This is a genomic window from Bacillus sp. FSL H8-0545 (assembly GCF_038006105.1).
In the GTDB taxonomy this organism is placed as follows: Bacteria; Bacillota; Bacilli; order Bacillales; family Bacillaceae_G; genus Bacillus_A; species Bacillus_A cereus_U.
Genome location: NZ_JBBOUO010000001.1, coordinates 4,787,595 through 4,808,410, shown reverse-complemented (window position 1 = coordinate 4,808,410; position 20,816 = coordinate 4,787,595). Strand labels below are relative to the sequence as shown.

Genomic DNA, 20,816 nt, shown 5'->3' with positions numbered 1-20,816 from the left:
AGCGAAGATAAATTTTCTTGTCTTCGCTTCTTGTATTTGTGTTTCAATGTATTGATTAAAACTAGATAAAAGGGTTACAATAGTGAATATTACCCTACTTGAACTTATTGCCTTTCATTATTATTTATTTGCCTTCCGTATTTTTCCCCTTTACCCATGTGAAAAGAGAAAAACGTTAAAGTGTGGTGTCTGAATGAATTTGTCAATTGCAGCATTAGAAAACATGAAATTAAAAGAGTTATACGAGCTTGCGAAGGAATTTAAGATTTCGTATTACAGCAAGTTAACGAAAAAAGAGCTAATCTTCTCTATCTTAAAAGCTCGAGCAGAAAAAGAAGGTTTCTTTTTCATGGAAGGCGTATTAGAAATTATTCAATCAGAAGGATTTGGATTCTTACGTCCTATCAATTATTCTCCAAGCTCAGAAGATATTTATATCTCGGCTTCGCAAATTCGTCGTTTCGATTTACGTAATGGAGATAAGGTTTCTGGTAAAGTACGACCTCCGAAAGAAAATGAGCGCTATTTTGGATTGCTACAAGTTGAAGCTGTAAATGGAGATGATCCAGACTCAGCAAAAGAGCGTGTACATTTCCCTGCATTAACACCGTTATACCCAGATCGCCAAATGAAATTGGAGACGGAAACGAAAAAGTTACCGACACGCATCATGGATTTAATCGCACCAGTTGGATTTGGACAACGTGGTTTAATTGTTGCGCCTCCAAAGGCTGGTAAAACAAGTCTGTTAAAAGAAATTGCACACAGTGTCACAACAAATCATCCGGAAGCAGAATTAATTGTACTTTTAATTGATGAGCGTCCAGAGGAAGTAACAGATATTGAACGTTCTGTTAAAGGTGATGTTGTAAGTTCTACTTTTGATGAAGTGCCAGAGAATCATATTAAAGTAGCTGAGCTTGTATTAGAGCGTGCAATGCGTCTTGTAGAACATAAAAGAGACGTTGTCATTTTAATGGATAGTATTACCCGTTTAGCGCGTGCTTACAACCTTGTTATTCCACCGAGTGGTAGAACCTTATCGGGTGGTATTGATCCAGCTGCTTTTCATAGACCGAAGCGTTTCTTCGGGGCTGCGCGTAATATCGAAGAGGGCGGTAGCTTAACGATTTTAGCAACAGCGCTTGTTGATACAGGGTCTCGTATGGATGATGTAATTTACGAGGAGTTTAAAGGAACTGGAAATATGGAACTTCACTTAGATCGCTCATTAGCTGAGCGCCGTATCTTCCCAGCGATTGATATTCGTCGCTCTGGTACGCGTAAAGAAGACCTATTAATTCCGAAAGAACATTTAGACAAACTATGGGGTATTCGTAAAACAATGCGTGATACACCAGACTTTGTTGAAGGCTTCTTACGTAAACTTCGTCAAACAAAGACAAATGAAGAATTTTTACAAAACATTGTTGCAGACTCAAAAAGGTATGTAGCAACTAAGTAAAGGGAAAAGATTGGGACTCGCTTATTTCGTAGTAAGCGAGTTTTTTATGTTTTTAAGGGAATATTAGAGAGAGTAATATATGGAAATAATTTTGTTTTTTGGGATGAAAATCATATTTGGGTCGAGAGCTTGAAGTGTCCTACGATTCTGAGCGAGCCGCCTCCACTTTTAATTTTAAAAAGACAAAAACAGGTAGTTGCAAAATGGAGTTAGCCTTGTTATAATTTCATCATATGTGTTTCATCAATATAGTTGTGTAAGCAGCTGAAGATGAAAAACTCTGTTTCGAAAATGATTCAGGGCGGAAGGAGATGAAAAGAATGAAAGCAGGAATCCATCCAAATTACAATAAAGTTGTATTTATGGACACGAACACTGGCTTCAAATTCTTAAGCGGGTCTACAAAAGGCTCTAGCGAAACTGTTGAGTGGGAAGATGGTAACACTTATCCATTACTAAAAATTGAGATCAGTTCTGATTCTCACCCATTCTACACTGGACGTCAGAAGTTTGCTACTGCAGACGGACGTGTTGACCGCTTCAATAAGAAATACGGTATTAAGTAATAAAGAACATAAAACAGGCAAGTGTATGTATTCGCTTGTCTGTTTTTTTTGCAAAAATATTAAACCTTTACCCTACTTTAGATTAGGAAAGTAGATGAAAGGAGAGCTCAATGTACTTAATGAATCAAAATGGTTGGATTGAAGTGATTTGCGGGAGTATGTTTTCTGGAAAATCAGAAGAGCTCATCCGCCGTATACGCCGTACGCAATTTGCGAAACAACATGCGATTGTATTTAAACCATGTATTGATAATCGTTATAGTGAAGAAGATGTTGTATCACATAATGGATTAAAGGTTAAAGCAGTTCCTGTTTCAGCTTCAAAAGATATATTTAACCATGTAACAGAAGAAATGGATGTTATTGCAATCGATGAGGTACAATTTTTTGATGGGGACATTGTGGAAGTGGTGCAAGTATTGGCAAATCGTGGCTATCGTGTCATTGTAGCTGGATTAGACCAAGATTTCCGTGGTCTACCATTTGGACAAGTTCCTCAGCTGATGGCGATTGCTGAACATGTAACTAAATTGCAGGCAGTTTGTTCTGAATGTGGATCTCCTGCAAGTCGTACGCAACGTTTAATCGATGGAGAACCAGCGGCATTTGATGATCCAATTATTTTAGTTGGGGCTTCAGAATCGTATGAACCACGTTGTCGTCATTGTCATGCAGTACCTACAAAACAAAGATAAATGAAACTCGCTATGTAGAGCGGGTTTTTTTCGAAAATAGATGAAGATTGGTGGCGAGCTCTTCGTGTCTAAGAACCTCCGCTACTCAAGGTAAAAAGCACCTTTTGTACGAGAGAACCTTAGCTATTCTGAGCGAGCCGCTTGCGCTTTTAAATATTATCTAGCTCCAGCGGCTAGAATGGTCGGTGGTTTCGCTTCTTCCTGCGAGGCAAAGAGCGCCTCTCTGTCAGAAGTTCCAACCTCCTCCCATTCTGAGCGAGCCGCTTGCGCTTTTAAATATTATCTAGCTCCAGCGGCTAGAATGGTCGGTGGTTTCGCTTCTTCCTGCGAGGCAAAGAGCGCCTCTCTGTCAGAAGTTCCAACCTCCTCCCATTCTGAGCGAGCCGCTTGTGCTTTTAAATATAATTTGCGTTTTTTTGATTAAGTACCATATACTATTTGTATTAGATACTAGGATGTAGAGGTGAATGGTGTGTTAGATCGTTTGCAAGCTGTAGAAGATCGTTATGAGAAGTTGAATGAGTTGTTAAGTGACCCAGAGGTTATTAGCGATACAAATAAGCTTCGTGAGTATTCAAAAGAGCAATCTGATATTCAGGATACGGTAGAGGTGTACCGTGAGTATAAAGATGTTCGTGAGCAATTACGAGATGCAAAAGCAATGTTAGAAGATAAGTTAGACGCTGATATGCGTGACATGGTAAAAGAAGAGGTTTCTGAGTTAGAAGGTCAAGAAAAAGTATTATCAGAGCGTCTGAAAGTTTTACTTGTTCCAAAAGACCCTAATGATGATAAAAACGTTATCGTTGAGGTTCGTGGCGCTGCTGGTGGTGACGAGGCAGCTTTATTTGCTGGTGATTTATATCGTATGTATAGCCGTTATGCTGAGGTGCAAGGTTGGAAAACTGAAATTATCGAAGCGAGCTATACAGAGTTAGGTGGATATAAAGAGATTATCTTTATGATTAACGGTAAAGGTGCTTTCGCTAAGCTAAAATTCGAGAATGGTGCTCACCGTGTACAACGTGTTCCTGAAACGGAATCTGGTGGACGTATTCATACATCTACAGCAACTGTAGCTGTATTACCAGAGGCAGAAGAAGTAGAAATTAATATTCATGAAAAAGATGTTCGTGTTGATACGTTTGCTTCTAGTGGCCCTGGTGGACAAAGCGTTAATACAACGATGTCAGCGGTACGTTTAACACATTTACCGACTGGTGTAGTTGTATCTTGTCAGGATGAGAAATCACAAATTAAGAATAAAGAAAAAGCGATGAAAGTATTACGCGCACGTGTTTATGATAAGTTTAGACAAGAAGCGCAAGCTGAGTATGATCAAAACCGTAAACAAGCTGTTGGTACGGGAGATCGTTCAGAGCGTATTCGTACGTATAATTTCCCGCAAAACCGTGTTACAGACCATCGAATCGGTTTAACGATTCAAAAGCTAGATCAAATCCTACAAGGTAAGTTAGATGATTTCATCAATGCCTTAGTGATGGAAGATCAGGCTCAAAAGATGGAGGCAGCTGAGTAATGCGTGTCTATGAAGCCCTGAAATGGGCTTCTTCTTTTTTACAGGAAAATGGACGAGATGAAAATGCGGGAGAAATTGTCCTTTGTCATGTATTAAAGACGAACAGAACCGGAATGCTCATGAATATGCGTGAAGAAATAACTGCGGAACAAGAGAAAAGTTTTGCACAATTTATCCACAAGCACGTAGAAGGTACTCCGATCCAATATATGCTCGGTTATGAAATGTTTTATGGCCGCTCATTCTTTGTAAATGAAGAGGTATTGATACCAAGACCGGAAACAGAGGAACTTATAGTTGGGGTGCTAGAGAGAATTGAGCGCCATTTCGGTAATGAGGAGCTTCACATAGCGGATATTGGAACAGGTAGTGGAGCGATTTCTATTACGCTCGCTTTAGAAAATAAAAATCTTCATGTGTATACAGTAGATATCGCGCAGGAGTCGATTGAAGTTGCAAAAGAAAATGCAAAAACTTTAGGGGCGGATGTAACTTTCTATCACGGCGATTTACTGTCTCCGTTTTATGAAACAGGTCAGAAGTTAGATGTTGTTGTTTCTAATCCTCCGTACATACCAGAGGAAGATTGGCGTGGTCTTTCTACTGTTGTGAAGGAGCATGAGCCGAAGCGTGCGCTTGTTGGTGGGGAAGATGGACTAGATTTCTATCGTCGTTTTATGGAGGAATTGCCGAATGTATTACAGAAAAAGGCGATTGTGGCGTTTGAAATTGGTGTAGGGCAAGGTGAAGATGTGAAAGCATTATTACAGCAAACTTTCCCGCGCGCTCAAGTTGAAGTTGTATTTGATATTAATGGAAAAGATCGCATGGTATTTGCAGAGATGGAGTAAGGTATAAGCCTTACTCTATTTTTTGTATGAAAAATTCGTAACTACTCAGCCATACATTTCATTTAGAATTTTGGTAAGGAGTATTATTACAGTGAAAATACGCACCTTATTACCTATAGATTGCTGTCAGAAAGATAAAAATGGACATACACCTTGTTACCTGTCTTTGTTTTAAAACTTTGCGCGTGGCAGGAAAAGGCCCTGACCGCTCCTATACATAGCCAGTCCCTTTCGCCAATTAAAAAAATGCTTTTCTATCGGTTTTTTATATAGATTTTGAATTTAATAGTTTAGAAAGAAGTAACTCTGTCCACACTGTTTCTAGAGGGGACGGTGGAGGAAATGAAAAAACAAGTTATTGCTTATTTTCTTTTATTATTAATTGGTGCACAGTTACTTGTGCAGTTTGGATATATGAAAGCTGATGCAAAAGGGCCTACTGTTATTCCGAAAGAGGCCGTTCGATTACGTATTTTAGCTAATAGTGATTCCGATAAAGATCAGGCATTAAAACGTAAAGTACGTGATGAAGTGAAAGCGCAAATTGATGGATGGGTAGCGGATTTAACGTCATTTGAAGAAGCTCGAAAAGTAATTCAAAATCATATTCCTGAAATTGAAAAGACAGTGGAGAATACGCTGAAAAGAGAAGGGAGTAAAGAGGCGTTTCAAGTGAAATTCGGTAAGAATGTGAAGTTTCCTACAAAGGTATATGGGAATTTTATTTATCCGGCAGGAGAATATGAAGCGGTACTTATTACAATTGGAAAAGGTGAAGGTGCAAACTGGTGGTGTGTATTATTTCCACCGATGTGTTTCTTAGATTTTTCAAGTGGTACAGCTGTAAGGAAAGAAGAACATGTTGTGAAAGCTGAATCTCCTGAAGAGGAGCAGGTGAGACAACCAGATGAGGAAGTAGTGGATGTACCGGAGAAGAAAGTGGATAAGGTGAAAGAAACGAAAGTAGTAAAGCCGGAAAAAGTTGAAAAAGTAACAGCCCAGGAAAAGAAAGTAGTAAAACATGAAACGCAAGTAGAAGAACAGTCTGTAAAAAAAGTAGAAACAAAAACTGTGGAAAAAGTGGAAAAACCTGTGGAGCAAAAACAAGAAAAGGAAAATGAGTATGTAACAGTAGAAGAGGAAGAAGAAAAACCAGAGGTTAAATTATTTATCGTCGAAGCTTTTACAGCTTTATTCTCTAAATAGTACTATTACTAAATCCTTCCTCATATATATCAATGAGGAGGGATTTAGTATGAAGAACGTGTATTTTGCTACGAAAGCAGATGTAGAAAGATTGCATTCTTTTTTCGGACAAGCTAATAAAAAAGATGATAAAATAAATGAGTTGTACGAACAATTTATGATCTTGGAAGAGGCGGGAGAAATACGAGCGGTAGTTGGATATGAACAAGGTGGGGAAAATGCACTTATCCGTTCTTGCTTATTCACACCTAATGTGGATAAACAGACTTTCTTATATTTTTTTGAGATGTTTTTGCAGTATATGAAAGAAAAAGATATTCGACAATTGTACTTACTCACAAATCATCCACAATCTGTGACAATCTTTCAGTTTTTTAACTTTGTCATTATAGAGAAAGAGGAAGTGCCAGAGGAAATTCGACAGTTAGAACACTTTTGTAAAAATATAAAAGAGCTAAATGCAATAATACTAAATTGTCAGCTATTCACAAAGTTATCCACGGATTAACAAGGTTTATCCACATTTTGTGGATAAACCTTGTTTGTCTTTTGGATAAATCTCATAGTAAACTAAAAATAGACAAGTATTTCATGGTAGAAAAGGACGTGGGAAAAAATGCATACAAATATGTGGGTTGTGGATAATGTTGTGGAAAGAAAAAAATATTATCCACAATTAAAAGAAGCAGCGAGATTATTAAGAGAAAATGAAGCGGTGGCCTTCCCAACGGAAACGGTATATGGGTTAGGAGCAAACGCAATGGATGATGAAGCGATAGCGAAAATTTTTGAAGCGAAAGGGAGACCGAGCGATAATCCACTGATTGTCCACATAGGAACAAAATCTCAGTTAGATGGTATCGTAAGAGAAATTCCGCCGGTTGCAGAAAAGTTAATGGAGCATTTTTGGCCAGGACCATTAACAATCATTTTACCGAGAAAAAAAGGGATTTCAGAGAGGGTTACGGCCGGACTTAATACAGTCGGAGTGAGGATGCCGGATCATCCAGTAGCGCTCGCTCTTATTGAAGAGGCAAACGTGCCTGTTGCGGCACCGAGTGCGAATCGTTCAGGACGCCCAAGTCCAACGTTAGCTTCTCATGTGTATGAAGATTTAAACGGGAAAATTGCTGGTATTGTTGATGGCGGGGCAACAGGAGTAGGCGTTGAGTCAACTGTAATTGATTGTACGAGCGAGGTTCCGACGATTTTACGTCCAGGCGGGATTACGAAGGAGCAATTAGAAGCAGTGATAGGAAATGTTTCTTTAGATCCAGCTTTAAAGGATGAGAAAGAAAAACCAAAATCACCTGGAATGAAATATACACATTATGCACCGAAAGCGCCACTTAGTATTGTTGAAGGGTCCCGTGAGTTTATTCAACGTATTGTGGATGAGAAGAAGAAAGAAGGGTTTAAAGTAGGTGTATTAACGACAGAAGAGTATCAGCATGTGTATAGTGCAGATGTTGTATTGTCTTGTGGTGTGCGAAGCGATTTAGCCAGCGTTGCGACTAAGTTATATGATGTGCTTAGAACGTTTGATGCAAGTGAAGTAGATGTTATTTTTAGTGAATCATTCCCGAATGAAGGCATAGGAAATGCAATTATGAATCGTTTAACAAAAGCTGCGGGACATCAGATTATTATTGAATGATAATGTACCTTTAGCAAACAGAATATTTCTCCTCGGATAAGCATATTGTGAAGTAGCACGTCCGAGGGGGGATATGAATGACACTTGAACAATTAATACCTTTAATAATTATGGCATTCGCCCTGGGGATGGATGCATTTTCAGTGAGCCTCGGTATGGGGATGGTAACATTAAAGTTAAGACAAATCCTTTATATCGGTATGACGATTGGGATATTTCATATTATTATGCCATTTATCGGAATGGTACTAGGACGTTTTCTATCAGAGAGGTATGGGGATGTCGCGAATTTTGCAGGAGCTATTTTATTAATTGGGCTAGGGTTTTATATCGTATATTCGTCTATTTTAGAAGGGGAAGAGACTAGAACTGCTCCAATTGGAATTAGTTTATTTGTATTTGCATTTGGTGTCAGTATAGATAGTTTTTCAGTAGGTCTTAGTCTTGGAATTTACGGAGCAGAGACAATTATTACGATATTACTGTTCGGACTAATAAGTATGTTACTAGCTTGGATGGGTTTATTGCTTGGTAGCCATGCCAAAAATATGCTTGGTACATACGGTGAAATAGTAGGTGGTATTATTCTTGTTGGGTTTGGATTGTATCTCCTTTTTCCTATATAATTTTATATGAGGGTGGAGAACATGAATAGGTTGCTGAAATGGTATGTCGTATTTATAACTTTTTTTCCAAGGTGGTTACGTAGGCTTATCTTTAGGGGCGTTATTTTGCAAATTGCGGTTTTAGGTTGGGTTAAATTGATTCGTGAATGGTGAGTTAATTCCTTTCTGTGCATTTGAATACAATACTCCGCAAATATAGAAAGGATGGTACAAATGACGAGATTAAAGCAAGTTTTTGGTATTATTATTAGTTTTTTTGTTTTTTGGTTTAGTATGCTCGGTGTACAAATGTTTGCTGAGTTTTTAGATATCGAATCATTAAAATTTGTTGCAGGAAAATCGGAGGCGGCGCGTGCGTTTTATTCACCGTATCCATTTTTAATTGTTTTCCTTATTACGTTACTTTCCTTATATTTCTTTGTAATAAAGCTGGGTAGATCTAAAAAAGAGAAATTACCTGCATTAGAGGAGAAGAAGGAAGAATTACAGTGAAAAAATCCCCCGCTTTAAGCGGGGGATTTTATATTTGAATGATGAAAGACTCCAATGCCCTATGATTCTGAACGAGCCGGTCGCGCTTTTAGGGTGATATCTAGCTCCACCTCCTAGGCCCTTGCGTCTAAGAACCTTCCCCACGAGAAGATAAAAAGCATCTTCTGTGAGGAAGGTTCTTAGCCGCCGGGCCTGGGCAGTCGGTTCCGCTTTTAGTTGTATCCAGTTCCAGCGGCTAGAATCTCCGGCCATTTCGCTCTCTCACTCGAAGCAAAAAGCGCTTCAAGGTCGAGAGCTCCAATGTCCTACGATTCTAAACGAGCCGCCTCCACTTTTAAATTGGCCTCACTAATTCAAATTGTTCTCCTAGTTTTGCGTAGTTGTGTCCTGCAAGGCGGCTTATTGGTTTTAGTTCTTCGACGTGAATTCGACCGTTTTCGTATAAGTGTTCTTCGACGTGGAAGCGAACGACGCGGCCAATTAGTAGATCACAAGCTGGTGAGTCTTCGGTTCCGCCGAGCGGGATAGCGCGTTCTAATACGCATTCCATTCGAATGTTTGCTTCTTTCACCCCTGGTACTGAAATGACATCACTGTCGATTGGTGTTAGTTTTGCTAATTCGATTTCACTTTCATTAGGAGGTAGGTTGGCTGCTGTTTCATTGATCGCTTCTACGTAAGATTCATCAGAAATATGTACGACAAATTCCCCTTTTTCGATTGCGTTTCGGGAAGTGTCTTTCGGTTTTCCTTCTTTGCGTTGTACGGAAACCGAGATAAGTGGTGGATTGGCAGCGACGATATTGAAATAACTATATGGCGCACCGTTCAATACACCATCTTTAGTTACAGAAGTAACGAATGCAACAGGACGTGGAATGATACTTCCTGTTAGTAATTTGTAATTATCTTTTTCGGTTTGTTCGTTTGGATTAATGGATAACATGTTGTAATCCCCTTTCTAAATATGAATACTTATTGTTTGTTTACAAGATATCAATGGGAATCTCCTGCTGAAAATAATATTTTTTTGATGATGTAAAAAAGAGATTACCTCAATTTGAAGTAATCCCTTTTTTGGTAAATATCTCGAAATAGAGATAAATATTAAAGTAAAACGTAAGCACCAGGGCCGATTAAAGCTACACCAACTGCAACGGCGATTAACATTAAATTATACTCAAATCCGTTTTGTGTTACCCAGTAACCATTTTTCCCGTGAACTGTGAAGATTGCTACTAACATTGTTCCTACGATAAATAATGAACCAACTACAGTGAAAATACCTGCTGCGAATAAGAAACCACCTAATAGTTCAGTTGCGCCAGCCATAAATGCCATAAATACACCAGGGCGTAAACCGATTGATTCCATCCAGCCACCTGTTCCTTTCAGCCCGTAGCCACCAAACCAACCGAATAATTTTTGAGCACCGTGACCCATGAATGTAATTCCTATAATAAGACGAATAATAAGAAGACCGATATCCATCATTTCAAAAACCTCCTAAAAGTTATTAACTTATCTTATGTAAGTAATAATAAAATAGTTACTTACTTTAGTCAAGTTAATTTCAACGAAAATTCGAAAGAAATTTTACAAATTAACAACAAAAAATAAAATGTAGTAAAGACCTCTAGACAAGTAAGTGAAAAAAAGAGAAAATATAAGTAGAAGTTAACTTCTTATTGTTATTCAGACAATCAGAATTGACTGGAATTTTGTGAGGCGCTACAATAAGAGTCTAGTAGTAATGACATGATTTATTTCGAAAGCGTTTTTTCAGTATAACATTCGAAGTATGAAGTCTTACGTGTATTTCGATCTTGAATAGAGATTGCCCTATAAACTTTTAGGTAAATTATAAGGAGGACTATCCTATGTTTAAAAAATTATTCGGTTTTGGTTCAAAAACAAATGAAGAAACAATCGTAGCTCCATTAACTGGAGCAGTGAAAAATATTGAAGAAGTACCAGATCCAGTATTCGCCGGTCGTATGATGGGTGACGGTGTTGCAATCGATCCTACTGAAGGTGTAGTTGTATCTCCAGTTGATGGTGAAATCGTACAATTATTCCACACGAAACATGCTATTGGAATTAAAGCGAAAAACGGTACAGAAATTTTAATCCACGTTGGATTAGAAACTGTAAAAATGGAAGGTGAAGGTTTCGAAGCTCACGTTTCTGAAGGACAATCTGTAAAAGCTGGAGATAAATTAATCTCATTCGACTTAGAATTAATTCGTGAAAAAGCGAAAAGCACAATTACTCCAATCGTTATTACAAACACAGATGCAGCTGAGTCTATTAAGACAACTATAGGTGTAACAGCTACAAAAGGTTCAACAGAAGTAATGAAAGTTACAATGAAATAATTATTGTATGAAAGGAATCTGTTTCGTATGAAATGGATTCCTTATTTTGTTTCGTAGTGTGTTCATTATGTATGGTAAATACTTTGGGCGCTTGGAAATAGGGTTTCACATATATGTGGATAAGGCGCATTTTTCTTAGAAAAAATATAAGAAAAATGCGCCTTTCGTATATTCACATTTCTTTTGTTCTATTCTAATGTACGCTATGATAAAGTGAAACTTTAATTAGTGGAGGGTGTTCATCCCCTGCTGATTATTAGCCTTCACCAATCGGGGATAAATGGTAGGAAACAGAAAAAAAGGGGTGGGTTTAGATGAAACGGGTGTTATTTGTTTGCACTGGAAATACATGCCGTAGTCCGATGGCTGAGGCTTTGCTTCGTCATTATGGAGAAGGTAAATTTGAAGTGCAATCTGCTGGTGTTTTCGCCTATCCTGGAAGCGATGCGTCGGTACATGCAAAGGAAGCTTTAGCTGAAAAAGGAATTGTAATCGATCATGCTGCACAGCAGGTAAACGATACTTTGGTTGATTGGGCGGATATTGTAGTAACAATGACGGAAAACCATAAGCAAATTGTACTTGGGCATTATCCAAGTGTTGAAAAGAAATTGGATACATTATATGGATTAACTGAGGGTGTAAGTAAGGATATTTCAGATCCATTTGGCGGATCGATTTCTATTTATAAAGAAACGTTAGAAGAGATGGAAAAACTTGTACAAACTTTACTGAAAAAACATTCAGAAGGTTGATGTTTCGTGTATAATACGATATTGGAGATCACTTCGTTCCATTAAGGTAGCGAGTGTGAAATGAAGATAATTGATTGAAACTTTGGAGGGGTAAAAATGAAAGTAGTAGTAGCATCTGATCACGGCGGTATGAATATCCGTAAAGAACTTGTAAGTTTATTAGAAGAGTTAAATATTGAATATATTGATTTAGGTTGTGAATGTGAAGCTGGTTCTGTTGATTACCCTGATTTTGCGTTTCCGGCAGCAGAAATGGTCGCAAATGGTGAAGTGGATCGTGGCATTTTAGTTTGCGGGACAGGCATTGGTATGTCAATCGCAGCAAACAAAGTAAATGGTATTCGTTGTGCATTAGTTCATGATACTTTCAGTGCGAAAGCGACGAGAGAGCATAATGACACTAACATGTTAGCAATGGGCGAGCGTGTAATTGGAGCTGGTCTAGCGCGTGATATCGCAAAAATTTGGCTAACAACTGACTATGAAGGTGGCCGTCACGAAAACCGCGTAGGAAAAATTAAAACGTACGAAACAAAGTAATAGATTCTAACTATAAGTAGTATGAAATATAATTTGGTGAACCAACCTGTGAAAGGAAGAGGCGTAATGACAGAAATCGTAAAGGTAAGAGAACAGCTGCAAATGTCGCTTTCTGATTTCCAAGAACAAGCTTCACTGCAAAGAGGCCAAATTTTTGTAGTGGGGTGTAGCACGAGCGAAGTGCTAGGTGAAAGAATTGGAACATCAGGAACGATGGAAGTGGCAGAGGCGATTTTTTCTGAATTTAAACAATTTCAAGAACGAACAGGTATTGAATTGGCGTTTCAATGTTGTGAGCATTTAAATCGTACTTTAGTAGTTGAGAGAGATGTAGCGATGAAATATCAATTTGAAATTGTAACAGTTACGCCTGTTAGATCAGCAGGTGGTGCATTAGCGACGTATGCGTATCACAATTTTAAAGATCCGGTAGTAATTGAGTTTATTAAAGCAGATGCAGGAATGGATATCGGTGATACATTTATCGGTATGCATTTAAAGCATGTAGCTGTACCGGTTCGTACAAGTGTGAAGGAAATAGGAAGTGCGCATGTAACGATGGCGAAAACACGTGGGAAACTAATAGGTGGAGCACGTGCTGTTTATGCGGCAAATGAAGAAGCTATTCCTTGTCGTTAAACATGAAAAATTATAAAGTCTTATAACAGCTTTATATCGAAAGGTAAAAGGTATGTAGTCTGACTTTATAATAGAAGAAAGAAAAGACCAATTTTGGTCTTTTTTTTTCTTTTATGATATAGAAAGTCATGTTAGAATGTAGTTGAAAACATGAAGGTTCGAAAGAATTACAACCTGAATTTTCGTTTTTTCTGAATAAATGAGAAAAAACTATTGGGAATTGATGTAATTCGTTCAGAAAAGGGGGATTTTGGTGAATCATTTAAAACGTCAAGATGAAAAGGTATTTGCTGCAATTGAGGCAGAACTAGGAAGACAGCGTTCAAAGATTGAGTTAATTGCTTCGGAAAATTTCGTAAGTGAAGCAGTAATGGAGGCGCAAGGTTCTGTTTTAACGAATAAGTATGCTGAAGGATATCCTGGAAAACGTTACTATGGTGGTTGTGAACACGTAGACGTAGTAGAAGATATCGCACGTGATCGCGCGAAAGAAATTTTTGGCGCAGAGCATGTAAATGTTCAACCACATTCTGGTGCACAAGCGAACATGGCAGTATACTTCACGATTTTAGAGCAAGGCGATACAGTACTTGGTATGAATTTATCTCATGGTGGTCACTTAACACACGGAAGCCCTGTTAACTTCAGTGGAGTACAATATAATTTCGTAGAATATGGCGTGGATGCTGAATCTCATCGTATTAATTACGATGATGTATTAGCAAAAGCGAAAGAACATAAACCAAAATTAATCGTTGCAGGTGCAAGTGCATATCCTCGTGTTATCGATTTCAAACGATTCCGTGAGATTGCAGATGAAGTGGGAGCATACTTAATGGTTGATATGGCACATATCGCTGGTTTAGTAGCAGCTGGTTTACATCCAAATCCAGTACCACATGCACATTTCGTTACAACAACAACACATAAAACATTACGCGGCCCACGTGGTGGTATGATTTTATGTGAAGAACAATTTGCAAAACAAATTGATAAATCAATCTTCCCTGGTATTCAAGGTGGCCCGCTTATGCATGTAATTGCTGCAAAAGCTGTTGCATTTGGTGAGACACTACAAGATGATTTTAAAACATATGCACAAAATATCATTAATAATGCGAATCGTTTAGCTGAAGGCCTTCAAAAAGAAGGACTTACACTTGTTTCTGGTGGAACAGACAATCATTTAATCTTAATTGATGTTCGTAACTTAGAAATTACAGGTAAAGTAGCAGAGCACGTATTAGATGAAGTTGGTATTACAGTGAATAAAAATACGATTCCATTTGAAACAGCAAGCCCATTTGTAACAAGCGGCGTACGTATCGGTACAGCAGCGGTAACATCTCGTGGTTTCGGTTCAGAAGAAATGGATGAGATTGCAGCAATTATTGCTCATACATTAAAAAATCATGAGAATGAAGCTGAACTAGAAGAAGCGCGCAAACGTGTAGAAGCGTTAACGAGCAAATTCCCAATGTATACAAATCTATAATAGATTAAAAAAGACTGCTGAAACGTAATTGTTTTAGTAGTCTTTTTTTGTGGACATATATTGCTTTTAAAGTATGTATACAAATGATGAATAAATTTTGGCGATATAATGAAGGATACAGCTCCCATAATTGGTAAAGATACTAGATAGATTCATCGCAAAATCATGATTTTACCAAATTTGCCCTTGAATATTAGTAGCGTTTTCTTTACAATCGTAAATAGTGTAAAAAAGCGTGTAAACGCATGAATATCATCTAAAGGAGAGATTCACATGGGAAAACTGTATGTATTTGATCACCCGTTAATTCAACATAAGATTACATATATTCGCGATAAGAATACAGGTACGAAAGATTTTCGTGAATTAGTGGACGAAGTAGCAAGCTTAATGGCTTTCGAGATTACTCGTGACCTTCCACTTAAAGACATTGAAATTGAAACGCCTGTAAGCAAAGCAACAACAAAAGTGATCGCTGGTAAAAAACTTGGTTTAATTCCGATTTTACGTGCAGGTTTAGGAATGGTTGATGGAATTCTGAAATTAATTCCAGCAGCAAAAGTAGGACACGTTGGTTTATACCGTGACCCTGAAACATTGCAACCGGTAGAATACTATGTGAAACTTCCAACGGATGTAGAAGAGCGTGACTTTATCGTACTAGACCCAATGCTAGCAACAGGTGGTTCTGCGGCTGAAGCAATTAATTCTCTGAAAAAGCGCGGTGCAAAGCACATTAAATTAATGTGTATCGTAGCTGCTCCAGAAGGAGTAAAAGTAGTACAGGAAGAGCATCCTGATGTTGATATTTATATAGCAGCATTAGATGAGAAGTTAAATGACCATGGTTATGTAGTTCCAGGTCTTGGTGATGCTGGTGACCGTTTATTCGGAACGAAGTAAGACAACAGACGAGAGGGGGATTCCCCTCTCGTTTTTTTTCGCCCTCAGCGCACGGGGGAGGGGGAGATAAATATACAGGGTATATACAACATAAGTTATATACACATCACATATAATATAGAAGTCTTACGTCTAGAGAACACTATATTATGGAAGGAAAGCGCTATATCTTAAAAATATAATAGTGACAAACCTGTGAACATTTTCTTCTATTATAAAGAGAGATCTGTTAGAAATTGCATATCTCTAACCAGTATTTAGAAGGGGAACGTTTTCATTTTTGGGAGGAAATGCCTAATACTCAAATTTTTTGATTTTTTACGATTTCTCGTTGACACTGTTAATACCCTATTGTATGCTAACAACGGGGATAGATGGTAGGGCTTTCAGTGACAAAAATGCATCTATTCCGTGACGAAAATGTAAACTTTTTATTTTGTATAGAATTTATGCAGAAAAATGAGTTATTATTAACACATCGTGAATGAGGGTTACATATTGGAGGGATGAATCCTTGCAAAAAAACGATCGCAGCCATATAAAAGCGTATGCTTTAATGTCAGGAATACTTGCTCAGTTAGTTGGTTCTATTCTTATTGGAATCTTTGGTGGGCAATGGATTGATAATAAGGTTGGAACGTTTCCGTTGTTTCTTATTATAGGGTTATTACTCGGGTTAGGAACAGGGGTATACGCAATGATTCGACTCATTCAACATTACTATTCGGGAGAGCAATGATGATAGACGTACATGGACTTGTCCAAAGACAAAAGAAATATATGTACTACTTGCTTGCGCTTCTAGTGCTAGGATGGGGAATTACCTCTTACAAGGATGTATTTCTTGGGCTGATTATCGGAACGATTTTCAGTTTTCTTAGTTTGCGCATCATTGCACGTAGAACAGACAAGCTATTAGATCGCGTAACAAATGGAGAAAACGTGAAGTTTAAGGCGACAGCGGTAAGTACATATTCAAGATTCGCCACGATTGGGTTATTAATTTTATTTGCAGCCAAATATCAAGAGTTAATTGCGATGTGGGGCTTAGGTGTAGGATTGCTGACAGGATACCTTGTCATGATCATAGATTTTCTTTATTTAGAGTATACGAGCAGGGAAGAGAGGTGAATTACTAGTGGAACACGGTAAATTAGTTGAATTTCTAGGTTTAACGTTCGATTTGTCATCAGTTATGATGGTTACTGTAGCAGCAGTTATTGTTTTCTTAATCGCTGTTATCGGAACTCGCAGCTTAGCGCTTCGCCCAACCGGAATGCAAAATTTCATGGAATGGGTGTTTGACTTCGTGAAAGGGATTATCAATAGTACGATGGACTGGAAAACAGGTGGACGTTTCTTAACGCTTGGCGTTACGCTTATCATGTTTATCATCGTATCGAACTTCCTTGGTTTACCATTCATGTATTCAACAGTTGAGGCTGGCGAACATATTGCATGGTGGAGATCACCAACGTCTGATCCAGCAGTTGCATTAACATTAGCCGTGATGGTAGTTACCCTCACCCATTATTATGGAATTAAGATGAAGGGTACGAAAGAATATGCTAAAGGTTATTTCCAACCTATGAAATTCTTATTCCCATTAAAGGTTATTGAGGAGTTTGCTAACACATTAACGTTAGGTCTTCGTTTATTTGGTAACATTTATGCAGGTGAAATCTTATTAGGATTACTTGCTAAGTTAGGCGGAGCATCGGTCTTTGGAGCATTAGGTGCACTTGTACCGATGTTAGCATGGATGGGATTCAGCGTATTCGTTGGTTCAATCCAGTCATTTATTTTCGTAATGTTAACGATGGTTTATATGGCTCATAAAGTAAGCCATGACCATTAATATAATTTTAAGTAAGAAAAAATTTATTTTTTTATAATACAAAGGAGGACAAATTAAATGAGTTTAGGTGTAATCGCAGCTGCAATTGCAATTGGTTTATCAGCATTAGGTGCAGGTATTGGTAACGGTCTTATCGTATCACGTACAATCGAAGGTGTTGCTCGTCAACCAGAATTAAAAGGCGCACTTCAAACAATTATGTTCATCGGGGTTGCTTTAGTTGAGGCACTTCCAATCATCGGTGTAGTTATTGCTTTCATCGTAATGAACAAATAAGGGAGACTCCCCTTACATAGATGGCGAAGAGTGTTTTTCCGAACTTTCTTCGCCATTGCTTTATGAACGAAATGTATGTCTTTTTTTTTCATAGGATCAATTTAGATATTTTGAAGGGAGTGAATCCTTGTGCCAACTTTATTATTAGGTGCTTCCATTCCATTTGGAACGATTGCTTATACATTGTTCATTTTCTTACTTCTATTAGTAATGCTACGCAAATTTGCGTGGGGTCCTTTAATGGGAATTATGAAAGAACGTGAAGAGCATGTTACTAATGAAATCGACGCTGCAGAAAGAAGTAACACTGAAGCGAAGAAGTTAGTAGAAGAACAACGTGAAATGTTAAAACAATCGCGTGTTGAAGCACAAGAGTTAATCGAAAGAGCGAAAAAACAAGCTGTAGATCAAAAAGATGTTATTGTTGCTGCTGCGAAAGAAGAAGCAGAATCAATTAAAACATCTGCTGTACAAGAAATTCAACGCGAAAAAGAGCAAGCGATTGCTGCTTTACAAGAACAAGTCGCTTCTTTATCTGTTCAAATTGCTTCTAAAGTAATTGAAAAAGAGTTAAAAGAAGAAGATCAAGTGAAGTTAATTCGCGATTATATTAAAGAAGTAGGAGAAGCGCGATGAGCAATGGGATTGTAGCAAAACGTTATGCTGTCGCTCTTTTCAAAATTGCAAAAGAAAAACACGTATTAGAAATGTTTGAAGAGGAATTACGCCTTGTACAAAACGTTTATGTAAAGAACGGAGAACTACATAGCTTTTTAACGCAACCGAACATTTCAAAAGAGCAGAAGAAAACGTTTCTTGCAAACGTATTCGCATCTGTTTCTGAATCTATTTTAAATACGTTATATATTTTAATTGATAACAAGCGTATTGATATCCTACCTGAAATTGCAGATGAATATGTTGTTCTTGCTAATGAAGAACGTAACGTAGCGGATGCAACTGTATATTCTATTCGTCTTCTATCAGAAGACGAAAAACTTAACATTGCAGAAGCATTTGCAAAAAAAACAGGAAAAGATGCAATTCGCGTGAAAAATGTTGTAGATGAAGATTTACTAGGCGGCATTAAAGTACGTATTGGAAATCGCATTTACGACGGAAGCTTACAAGGAAAATTAGCACGTATTCAGCGTGAATTAATGAAGAATAGATAGGGGTGAAGCACATGAGCATCAGAGCTGAAGAAATTAGCGCACTGATAAAGCAACAAATCGAGAACTATCAGTCTGAAATCGAAGTTAGTGATGTTGGTACAGTTATCCAAGTTGGTGACGGTATTGCGCGTGCTCATGGTCTTGATAACGTTATGGCTGGTGAACTTGTAGAGTTCTCTAACGGCGTTATGGGACTAGCACAAAACTTAGAGGAAAACAACGTAGGTATCATTATCTTAGGACCTTACACAGAAATCCGTGAAGGTGACGAAGTTCGTCGTACTGGTCGCATCATGCAAGTACCAGTAGGAAAAGAACTAATCGGTCGTGTTGTAAACCCATTAGGTCAACCAGTTGATGGTTTAGGCCCAATCAATACAACAAACACTCGTCCAATCGAAAGTCCAGCACCAGGTGTAATGGATCGTAAATCTGTTCATGAGCCACTTCAAACAGGTATTAAAGCGATCGATGCTCTTGTACCAATTGGCCGTGGTCAACGTGAGTTAATCATCGGTGACCGTCAAACAGGTAAAACAGCAGTTGCACTTGATACAATCATTAACCAAAAAGATGAAGATATGGTTTGTATCTATGTAGCTATCGGACAAAAAGAATCAACTGTACGTAACGTAGTAGAAACACTACGTAAGCACGGTGCATTAGATTACACAATCGTTGTAACTGCATCAGCTTCTCAACCAGCTCCATTATTATACCTAGCTGCTTATGCTGGTGTAACAATGGGTGAAGAGTTCATGTACAATGGTAAACACGTATTAGTAGTATATGATGACTTATCTAAACAAGCAGCGGCTTACCGTGAGCTTTCATTACTATTACGTCGTCCTCCAGGTCGTGAAGCATATCCAGGGGATGTATTCTACTTACATTCTCGTTTATTAGAGCGTGCAGCAAAATTAAGTGATGCAAGAGGCGGCGGTTCTTTAACTGCACTACCTTTCATCGAAACACAAGCAGGGGACGTATCAGCTTACATCCCAACCAACGTAATCTCTATTACGGATGGACAAATCTTCTTACAATCTGACCTATTCTTCTCTGGCGTACGTCCAGCGATCGATGCGGGTACTTCTGTATCTCGTGTAGGTGGATCTGCTCAGATTAAAGCAATGAGTAAAGTATCAGGTACACTTCGTCTTGACCTTGCATCTTACCGAGAGTTAGAAGCGTTCGCTCAGTTCGGTTCTGACCTTGATAAAGCAACACAAGCGAAATTAAACCGTGGTGCTCGTACAGTTGAGGTATTAAAACAAGGATTACACAAACCGTTACGTGTAGAGAAACAAGTTATCATTCTTTACGCTTTAACACGTGGATTCCTAGATGATATCCCAGTAGTAGATATCACTCGTTTCGAAGAAGAATTCCATGCTTGGTTAGATTCAAATGCAGCTGACTTATTAAGCGAAATTCGCACAACTAAGAAACTTGCGGATGACGACAAATTTGCAGCAGCAATTAACGGATTTAAAAAGGTATTCGTAGCTTCTGAATAATAATTAAAAGTGAAGTCGACTGTGGCTTAGCTAGATCATATAAAGGCATCTCAGCTTTTGAGATTGCTGACGGTTATGTAAAGGAAAAGAGTAGGTGCACCTATTCTTTTCCTTCAATCATGAGCAAGAATATCTTGCAACGTAGATTAGGAAGAGGATTCTTACTAATCGTGCCAACT

Annotated in this window: 26 protein-coding genes; 24 read left to right on the top strand and 2 right to left on the bottom strand. The window is 38.2% G+C overall.

Annotated features, from left to right (window positions below):
- Positions 1-193 precede the first annotated feature (193 nt).
- The 10 genes from rho (at position 194) to MHI07_RS25190 (ending at position 9,098) form a co-directional block, all read left to right on the top strand.
- Complete coding sequence (rho, locus tag MHI07_RS25235; RefSeq protein WP_002159771.1) at positions 194-1,465, top strand: transcription termination factor Rho; 1,272 nt, start codon at positions 194-196, stop codon at positions 1,463-1,465.
- A gap of 320 nt (positions 1,466-1,785) precedes the next feature.
- On the top strand, positions 1,786-2,031 hold the full coding sequence (locus tag MHI07_RS25230) for a type B 50S ribosomal protein L31 (RefSeq protein WP_000643447.1): 246 nt from the start codon (positions 1,786-1,788) through the stop codon (positions 2,029-2,031).
- 110 nt (positions 2,032-2,141) lie between these two features.
- Positions 2,142-2,726 carry a thymidine kinase gene (locus MHI07_RS25225; RefSeq protein WP_002016305.1) on the top strand — a complete coding sequence of 195 codons (585 nt, stop codon included), beginning with the start codon at positions 2,142-2,144 and terminating at the stop codon, positions 2,724-2,726.
- A gap of 472 nt (positions 2,727-3,198) precedes the next feature.
- Positions 3,199-4,266: a peptide chain release factor 1 gene (prfA, locus tag MHI07_RS25220; RefSeq protein ID WP_002144724.1), complete on the top strand. Its 1,068-nt coding sequence runs from the start codon at positions 3,199-3,201 to the stop codon at positions 4,264-4,266.
- Positions 4,266-5,117 carry a peptide chain release factor N(5)-glutamine methyltransferase gene (gene prmC, locus MHI07_RS25215; protein WP_002159772.1) on the top strand — a complete coding sequence of 284 codons (852 nt, stop codon included), beginning with the start codon at positions 4,266-4,268 and terminating at the stop codon, positions 5,115-5,117. Before prfA ends, prmC begins: the two co-directional genes overlap by 1 nt.
- A gap of 342 nt (positions 5,118-5,459) precedes the next feature.
- On the top strand, positions 5,460-6,323 hold the full coding sequence (gene spoIIR / locus MHI07_RS25210) for a stage II sporulation protein R (protein WP_282914680.1): 864 nt from the start codon (positions 5,460-5,462) through the stop codon (positions 6,321-6,323).
- Between the two features lie 49 nt (positions 6,324-6,372).
- A complete protein-coding gene (locus MHI07_RS25205) occupies positions 6,373-6,831 on the top strand; it encodes a mechanosensitive ion channel protein (protein WP_078174949.1) in 459 nt (152 codons plus the stop codon).
- A 108-nt stretch (positions 6,832-6,939) separates the two neighbouring features.
- Positions 6,940-7,980, top strand: a complete 1,041-nt coding sequence (locus MHI07_RS25200) for an L-threonylcarbamoyladenylate synthase (protein ID WP_002016299.1) — start codon at positions 6,940-6,942, stop codon at positions 7,978-7,980.
- A 77-nt stretch (positions 7,981-8,057) separates the two neighbouring features.
- Positions 8,058-8,606, top strand: a complete 549-nt coding sequence (locus MHI07_RS25195) for a manganese efflux pump MntP (protein ID WP_002159774.1) — start codon at positions 8,058-8,060, stop codon at positions 8,604-8,606.
- A gap of 213 nt (positions 8,607-8,819) precedes the next feature.
- Positions 8,820-9,098: a DUF3935 domain-containing protein gene (locus MHI07_RS25190; RefSeq protein WP_002159775.1), complete on the top strand. Its 279-nt coding sequence runs from the start codon at positions 8,820-8,822 to the stop codon at positions 9,096-9,098.
- Positions 9,099-9,432: 334 nt separating this feature from the next.
- On the opposite strand, the gene MHI07_RS25185 is transcribed toward MHI07_RS25190, so the two are convergent.
- Together MHI07_RS25185 and MHI07_RS25180 are read right to left on the bottom strand one after the other, a co-directional pair.
- Positions 9,433-10,044, bottom strand: coding sequence for a flavin reductase family protein (locus tag MHI07_RS25185; RefSeq protein ID WP_340826762.1), 612 nt, complete (start codon positions 10,042-10,044; stop codon positions 9,433-9,435).
- 161 nt (positions 10,045-10,205) lie between these two features.
- Positions 10,206-10,592 (bottom strand): DoxX family protein, encoded by a 387-nt coding sequence (locus tag MHI07_RS25180; protein ID WP_002144734.1) that lies wholly within the window; start codon positions 10,590-10,592, stop codon positions 10,206-10,208.
- 386 nt (positions 10,593-10,978) lie between these two features.
- Here MHI07_RS25180 and MHI07_RS25175 point away from each other — a divergent pair, with 386 nt between their 5' ends.
- The 14 genes from MHI07_RS25175 to atpA all read left to right on the top strand — a co-directional run bounded on the left by MHI07_RS25175 (position 10,979) and on the right by atpA (position 20,637).
- Positions 10,979-11,476 (top strand): PTS sugar transporter subunit IIA, encoded by a 498-nt coding sequence (locus MHI07_RS25175; protein ID WP_002159778.1) that lies wholly within the window; start codon positions 10,979-10,981, stop codon positions 11,474-11,476.
- 314 nt (positions 11,477-11,790) lie between these two features.
- Positions 11,791-12,231, top strand: coding sequence for a low molecular weight protein arginine phosphatase (locus MHI07_RS25170; RefSeq protein WP_002159779.1), 441 nt, complete (start codon positions 11,791-11,793; stop codon positions 12,229-12,231).
- Positions 12,232-12,327: 96 nt separating this feature from the next.
- Entirely contained in the window at positions 12,328-12,771 is a 444-nt protein-coding gene (gene rpiB, locus MHI07_RS25165) for a ribose 5-phosphate isomerase B (RefSeq protein ID WP_000869917.1), read from the top strand.
- A gap of 66 nt (positions 12,772-12,837) precedes the next feature.
- The gene (locus MHI07_RS25160; protein WP_340826925.1) at positions 12,838-13,410 is read left to right on the top strand and encodes a TIGR01440 family protein; all 573 of its coding nucleotides are present in this window, start codon (positions 12,838-12,840) and stop codon (positions 13,408-13,410) included.
- Positions 13,411-13,663: 253 nt separating this feature from the next.
- Complete coding sequence (glyA, locus tag MHI07_RS25155; protein WP_002159781.1) at positions 13,664-14,905, top strand: serine hydroxymethyltransferase; 1,242 nt, start codon at positions 13,664-13,666, stop codon at positions 14,903-14,905.
- 273 nt (positions 14,906-15,178) lie between these two features.
- Complete coding sequence (gene upp / locus MHI07_RS25150) at positions 15,179-15,808, top strand: uracil phosphoribosyltransferase (protein WP_002113046.1); 630 nt, start codon at positions 15,179-15,181, stop codon at positions 15,806-15,808.
- Between the two features lie 374 nt (positions 15,809-16,182).
- A complete protein-coding gene (locus tag MHI07_RS25145; protein ID WP_000232963.1) occupies positions 16,183-16,296 on the top strand; it encodes a DUF4024 domain-containing protein in 114 nt (37 codons plus the stop codon).
- Between the two features lie 26 nt (positions 16,297-16,322).
- A complete protein-coding gene (locus MHI07_RS25140; RefSeq protein WP_002089742.1) occupies positions 16,323-16,547 on the top strand; it encodes an AtpZ/AtpI family protein in 225 nt (74 codons plus the stop codon).
- Entirely contained in the window at positions 16,547-16,939 is a 393-nt protein-coding gene (locus tag MHI07_RS25135; RefSeq protein WP_002016288.1) for an ATP synthase subunit I, read from the top strand. The genes MHI07_RS25140 and MHI07_RS25135 overlap by 1 nt, the downstream gene beginning before the upstream one ends.
- 7 nt (positions 16,940-16,946) lie before the next feature.
- The gene (gene atpB, locus MHI07_RS25130) at positions 16,947-17,666 is read left to right on the top strand and encodes a F0F1 ATP synthase subunit A (protein ID WP_002159782.1); all 720 of its coding nucleotides are present in this window, start codon (positions 16,947-16,949) and stop codon (positions 17,664-17,666) included.
- Between the two features lie 57 nt (positions 17,667-17,723).
- Positions 17,724-17,942, top strand: a complete 219-nt coding sequence (atpE, locus tag MHI07_RS25125) for a F0F1 ATP synthase subunit C (protein WP_000052064.1) — start codon at positions 17,724-17,726, stop codon at positions 17,940-17,942.
- A gap of 129 nt (positions 17,943-18,071) precedes the next feature.
- Positions 18,072-18,578: a F0F1 ATP synthase subunit B gene (gene atpF / locus MHI07_RS25120; protein WP_002113045.1), complete on the top strand. Its 507-nt coding sequence runs from the start codon at positions 18,072-18,074 to the stop codon at positions 18,576-18,578.
- Positions 18,575-19,117: a F0F1 ATP synthase subunit delta gene (gene atpH, locus MHI07_RS25115; RefSeq protein WP_002113044.1), complete on the top strand. Its 543-nt coding sequence runs from the start codon at positions 18,575-18,577 to the stop codon at positions 19,115-19,117. The genes atpF and atpH overlap by 4 nt, the downstream gene beginning before the upstream one ends.
- 11 nt (positions 19,118-19,128) lie before the next feature.
- Positions 19,129-20,637, top strand: coding sequence for a F0F1 ATP synthase subunit alpha (atpA, locus tag MHI07_RS25110; RefSeq protein ID WP_002113043.1), 1,509 nt, complete (start codon positions 19,129-19,131; stop codon positions 20,635-20,637).
- The last annotated feature ends 179 nt before the right edge of the window (positions 20,638-20,816 follow it).

What these genes read in the sequence shown, in the direction of transcription:
- rho (WP_002159771.1), top strand. Translation starts at nt 194, where the DNA reads ATGAATTTGTCAATTGCAGCATTAGAAAACATGAAATTAAAAGAGTTA.
- MHI07_RS25230 (WP_000643447.1), top strand. Translation starts at nt 1,786, where the DNA reads ATGAAAGCAGGAATCCATCCAAATTACAATAAAGTTGTATTTATGGAC.
- MHI07_RS25225 (WP_002016305.1), top strand. Translation starts at nt 2,142, where the DNA reads ATGTACTTAATGAATCAAAATGGTTGGATTGAAGTGATTTGCGGGAGT.
- prmC (WP_002159772.1), top strand. Translation starts at nt 4,266, where the DNA reads ATGCGTGTCTATGAAGCCCTGAAATGGGCTTCTTCTTTTTTACAGGAA.
- spoIIR (WP_282914680.1), top strand. Translation starts at nt 5,460, where the DNA reads ATGAAAAAACAAGTTATTGCTTATTTTCTTTTATTATTAATTGGTGCA.
- MHI07_RS25205 (WP_078174949.1), top strand. Translation starts at nt 6,373, where the DNA reads ATGAAGAACGTGTATTTTGCTACGAAAGCAGATGTAGAAAGATTGCAT.
- MHI07_RS25200 (WP_002016299.1), top strand. Translation starts at nt 6,940, where the DNA reads ATGCATACAAATATGTGGGTTGTGGATAATGTTGTGGAAAGAAAAAAA.
- MHI07_RS25195 (WP_002159774.1), top strand. Translation starts at nt 8,058, where the DNA reads ATGACACTTGAACAATTAATACCTTTAATAATTATGGCATTCGCCCTG.
- MHI07_RS25190 (WP_002159775.1), top strand. Translation starts at nt 8,820, where the DNA reads ATGACGAGATTAAAGCAAGTTTTTGGTATTATTATTAGTTTTTTTGTT.
- MHI07_RS25185 (WP_340826762.1), bottom strand. Translation starts at nt 10,044, where the DNA reads ATGTTATCCATTAATCCAAACGAACAAACCGAAAAAGATAATTACAAA.
- MHI07_RS25180 (WP_002144734.1), bottom strand. Translation starts at nt 10,592, where the DNA reads ATGATGGATATCGGTCTTCTTATTATTCGTCTTATTATAGGAATTACA.
- MHI07_RS25175 (WP_002159778.1), top strand. Translation starts at nt 10,979, where the DNA reads ATGTTTAAAAAATTATTCGGTTTTGGTTCAAAAACAAATGAAGAAACA.
- MHI07_RS25170 (WP_002159779.1), top strand. Translation starts at nt 11,791, where the DNA reads ATGAAACGGGTGTTATTTGTTTGCACTGGAAATACATGCCGTAGTCCG.
- rpiB (WP_000869917.1), top strand. Translation starts at nt 12,328, where the DNA reads ATGAAAGTAGTAGTAGCATCTGATCACGGCGGTATGAATATCCGTAAA.
- MHI07_RS25160 (WP_340826925.1), top strand. Translation starts at nt 12,838, where the DNA reads ATGACAGAAATCGTAAAGGTAAGAGAACAGCTGCAAATGTCGCTTTCT.
- upp (WP_002113046.1), top strand. Translation starts at nt 15,179, where the DNA reads ATGGGAAAACTGTATGTATTTGATCACCCGTTAATTCAACATAAGATT.
- MHI07_RS25145 (WP_000232963.1), top strand. Translation starts at nt 16,183, where the DNA reads ATGGTAGGGCTTTCAGTGACAAAAATGCATCTATTCCGTGACGAAAAT.
- MHI07_RS25135 (WP_002016288.1), top strand. Translation starts at nt 16,547, where the DNA reads ATGATAGACGTACATGGACTTGTCCAAAGACAAAAGAAATATATGTAC.
- atpE (WP_000052064.1), top strand. Translation starts at nt 17,724, where the DNA reads ATGAGTTTAGGTGTAATCGCAGCTGCAATTGCAATTGGTTTATCAGCA.
- atpH (WP_002113044.1), top strand. Translation starts at nt 18,575, where the DNA reads ATGAGCAATGGGATTGTAGCAAAACGTTATGCTGTCGCTCTTTTCAAA.
- atpA (WP_002113043.1), top strand. Translation starts at nt 19,129, where the DNA reads ATGAGCATCAGAGCTGAAGAAATTAGCGCACTGATAAAGCAACAAATC.